The organism is Nocardia carnea (assembly GCF_029869215.1).
GTDB lineage: Bacteria > Actinomycetota > Actinomycetes > Mycobacteriales > Mycobacteriaceae > Nocardia > Nocardia carnea_B.
Map to the genome: position 1 here is coordinate 1 of NZ_JARWPM010000055.1, position 4327 is coordinate 4327.

General features: G+C 69.2%; 3 protein-coding genes. All 3 read left to right on the forward strand.

The genetic code is table 11. The annotated features are described in order from the left end of the window. The first annotated feature begins 152 nt into the window (after positions 1–152). Positions 153–2195 (forward strand): excinuclease ABC subunit UvrC, encoded by a 2043-nt coding sequence (gene uvrC / locus QH276_RS02250; protein WP_280401529.1) that lies wholly within the window; start codon positions 153–155, stop codon positions 2193–2195. Between the two features lie 220 nt (positions 2196–2415). Continuing rightward, a complete protein-coding gene (gene rapZ / locus QH276_RS02255; protein ID WP_432278719.1) occupies positions 2416–3294 on the forward strand; it encodes an RNase adapter RapZ in 879 nt (292 codons plus the stop codon). Continuing rightward, positions 3291–4327, forward strand: a 1037-nt coding sequence (locus QH276_RS02260; RefSeq protein WP_280406578.1) for a gluconeogenesis factor YvcK family protein, incomplete at its 3' end; no start/stop codon positions are given. The genes rapZ and QH276_RS02260, both read left to right, overlap by 4 nt.

Consider the following 4327-nt stretch of genomic DNA (forward strand, 5'->3'; position numbering starts at 1 on the left):
CCCCCTGGGGGGGGCGGGGCCCGGCCCTGCGCGTCCCCGCGGGGGGCCGGGGGGGGTTCTCTTCCATCGCGTCCCGGGGGCCCCCCCACACCCCGCGCCGCCGGAGGCGGCGCAGATAAACACTGTCCGAGGTCGCTACTAACCTAGGACGCGTGGCAGATCCCGCGACGTACCGGCCGCAGCCGGGCAGTATTCCGCTCGAACCCGGTGTCTACAAGTTCCGGGACTCCTACGGACAGGTCATCTACGTCGGTAAGGCGAAAAGTCTGCGGAACCGGCTCAACTCCTATTTCGCCGATGTGGCCGCCCTGCATCCGCGGACGCGGCAGATGGTCACGACCGCGGCGAGTGTGGAATGGACCGTGGTTTCCACGGAAGTGGAAGCGCTGCAACTGGAATACAACTGGATCAAGGAATTCGATCCGCGGTTCAATGTCCGGTATCGCGACGACAAATCCTATCCGGTGCTGGCCGTCACCTTGAACGAGGAATATCCGCGGCTGTTCGTCTACCGGGGCGCGCGGAAGAAGGGGGTTCGCTATTTCGGCCCCTACGCCCATGCGTGGGCGATCCGGGAAACCCTCGATCTGCTGCTCCGTGTATTCCCGGCACGTACCTGTTCGGCGGGGGTTTTCAAACGGCACGGGCAGATCGGCCGGCCCTGTCTGCTCGGCTATATCGACAAATGTTCGGCCCCCTGCGTGGACCGGGTATCAGCGGACGAACACCGGCGCATCGTCGAGGATTTCTGTGATTTTCTCGCCGGGCGTACCGACCGGATGGTCAAGGATTTGGAACGCCGGATGCAGGCAGCATCCGCGGACCTGGATTTCGAGACCGCGGCCCGGCTCCGCGACGATGTGCAGGCCCTGCGCCGGGCGCTGGAGAAACAGGCCGTGGTGCTGGGCGACGGTACCGATGCCGATGTGATCGCTTTCGCCGGCGACGACCTCGAGGTCGCGGTACAGGTTTTCCATGTCCGCGACGGCCGGGTCCGCGGCCAGCGCGGCTGGGTGGTGGACAAATCCGGCGATGCCGCCGACACTCCGGAACAGGGCGGGGAGCTCGCGGCGCTGGTGGAGCAGTTCCTCACCCAGTTCTACGGTGAGCAGGCCGCGGTCGCCGCCCAGACCGCCGGGGAGCAACCCGCCGCGGTGGTGCCGCGGGAGGTCCTGGTACCGGAGCTGCCCGCCGATATCGACGAGGTTCAGCGCTGGTTGTCGCAGCTGCGGGGCAGTGCGGTGCGGGTGCGGGTGCCGCAGCGCGGCGACAAGAAGGCCCTCGCCGAGACCGTCACCCGCAATGCCACCGAGGCCCTCGCGCAGCACAAACTCCGCCGGGCCGGCGATCTGACCTCCCGGTCGGCGGCGCTGCAGGATATCCAGGACGCGCTCGACCTCGATACCGCGCCGCTGCGGATCGAATGCGTCGACGTCAGCCATGTCCAGGGCACCGATGTGGTGGCGTCGCTGGTGGTGTTCGAGGACGGGCTGCCGAAGAAATCCGATTACCGCCACTATGCGATCCGGGAGGCGGCCGGCGAGGGCCGGTCCGACGATGTCGCCAGTATCGCCGAGGTCACCCGGCGCCGGTTCCTCCGGTTGCGGCGGGAACGCGATGCCACCGAACAGGCCGATCTGGCCGGTGTCGCGGCGACCCCGGAGTTCGAGGTGGCGGGGGCGGAACACGATCTCGCGGAAGAGGACATCACCACCCGGCCGGGGATCGATCCGCGGACGGGCCGCCCGCGTAAATTCGCCTACCCCCCGAACCTGTACGTCGTGGACGGTGGCGCGCCGCAGGTGGCCGCCGCCGCCGAGGTACTCGACGAACTCGGTATCACCGATGTCGCGGTGGTGGGCCTGGCGAAACGGCTGGAGGAGGTATGGGTCCCGGGCGAACCGGACCCGGTGATCCTGCCGCGCACCAGCGAGGCGCTCTACCTGCTGCAACGGGTACGTGACGAAGCCCACCGCTTCGCCATCACCTTCCATCGCAGTAAGCGTTCCCGGCGGATGACGGCCTCCGCGCTGGATTCCGTGCGCGGGCTCGGTGCCACCCGGCGCACCGCGCTGGTCACCCATTTCGGTTCGGTGGCGCGGCTGAAGGAGGCCACGGTCGAGGAGATCATCGAGGTGCCCGGGATCGGACGGGCGACCGCGGAGGCGGTGCTGGCCGCCCTGCAGGACCGATAGTCTCGGCGCGGCGCACGGCGAGGCGGCGCGGTGACCGGCGCCGGTCACGTACGTTTGTTCGTGCGCCCCCGCGCTGCGGGCAGGGCAGGCCGGCAGGCCGGGTGACGAAACGCATTCCCGAACAAGATCCGGGTGGTACATGACTCGCGTCGAATCGAACAACAGTACGGAAGTGGTGCCGGGTGGGGTGCCCGGCTCGGGGACCCCGGTCGAGGTCGTGATGGTGACCGGACTGTCCGGGGCCGGCCGGGGCACCGCCGCGCGAGTCCTGGAGGATCTCGGCTGGTATGTCACCGACAATCTGCCCCCCGAACTGATCGGCCGGATGGTGGAGCTCGGCGCCTCCGCCGATCCGCCAATCCGGCGGCTGGCGATCGTGATGGATGTGCGGAGCCGCTTCTTCACCGGTGATCTGCCCGCGGTCACCGAACAGCTGCGGGCGCGCGGGGTCCCCACCCGGATCCTGTTCCTGGAAGCTTCCGACGATGTGCTGATCCGCCGGTTCGGCTTCGCCCGGCGCCGCCATCCGCTGCAGAACGACAGCGCCGACGGCACGCTCTCCGCCGGTATCGCCGCCGAACGGGTGCGGCTGGCCGGGGTCAAGGCCGCGGCCGATGTGGTCATCGATACCACCGAGCTGTCGATCCACCAGTTACACCGCAAACTGGAGGAGGTCTACGGCGGCGGCACGCCCGTCGCACTGCAGCTGACCGTGCAATCGTTCGGATTCAAGTACGGTGTCCCGCTGGACGCGGACATGGTGCTGGATGTGCGTTTCCTGCCCAACCCGCATTGGGTACCAGAACTTCGGCAGCACACCGGTCAGGAAACGGTGGTCAGTGACTATGTGCTGTCACGCCCGGGTGCCGCGGACTATCTGCGGACCTGTGACCACCTGATCGAGCTGACCACCCAGGGTTACCGCCAAGAGGGGAAGCGATACATGACCGTCGCAGTGGGCTGTACCGGCGGCAGACATCGCAGTGTCGCGATCGCCGAAGCCCTCGGCGCGCTCGCGGGCCGCAATATCGATGACGACGAGGCAACCGGCCCGGTCGACGCCGTGCGGGTACTGCACCGGGATCTGGGGCGCGAATGAACGGCGCCGATAGCGACCCCGCGTCACACCGTGGTCCGGCCGTGGTCGCCCTCGGCGGCGGGCACGGTCTCTACGCCACGCTTTCCGCGGTCCGGCGGCTCACCCGGCGGATCAGCGCGGTGGTGACCGTCGCCGACGACGGCGGGTCGTCCGGCCGCCTGCGCCGCGAACTGGGAGTGCCGCCACCGGGCGATCTGCGGATGGCGCTGGCCGCGCTGGCCGCCGACGCCGACGGTGTGCTCACCCGCACGGTGCAGCACCGGTTCGGCGGAACCGGCGCGCTGGCCGGCCACTCGGTCGGAAACCTGCTGCTGGCCGGCCTCACGGAGGTGCTGGGCGATCCGGTGGCAGCGCTCGACAAGGTCGGCGAGCTGCTCGGGATCAGCGGCCGGGTCCTGCCCATGTCGACCATCCCGCTCGATATCGAGGCCGACGTCTCGGGTCTGGAGGCCGATCCGCGGGTGAGCCGCTGTATCCGCGGCCAGGTGGCGGTGGCCACGACCCCCGGCAAGGTGCGCCGGGTGCGGTTGCTGCCCGCCGACCCGCCCGCCTGCGCCGAGGCGATCGCCGCCATCGAACGCGCGGACGCGGTGATCTTGGGGCCCGGGTCGTGGTTCACCAGCGTGATACCGCACCTGCTGGTGCCCGGCCTGCGCGACGCGCTGGTCTACACCCGCGCGCGCAAAGTGCTGATCTTGAACCTCGTCGCGCAACCCGGTGAGACGGCGGGTTTCTCCGCGGAACGCCATTTGCATGTATTGTCCCAGCACGCACCGGATTTCGCGGTCGACGAGGTGCTGGTCGATTCGGGGTGTGTGCCGGAAGGGCGCGAGCGCGAACATGTTGCCAGGGCTGCCGGGCAGTTGCGGGCCCGAGTAGTCTTTTCCGAGGTCGCCGACGCGGGAACGGCCCGGCACGATGCCGGAAAGCTCGCCGCCGCACTGGATCAACTGATCCGCGATCCCCGGCCGGCGGTGCCGGGGTTTCGAGTCGAGGGACGGCACATGGGTCAGGATGTGCGGTCCGGGTTGGG

Coding starts and splice junctions, on each gene's coding strand:
- rapZ (WP_432278719.1), top strand. CDS start 2,416: ATGGTGACCGGACTGTCCGGGGCCGGCCGGGGCACCGCCGCGCGAGTC.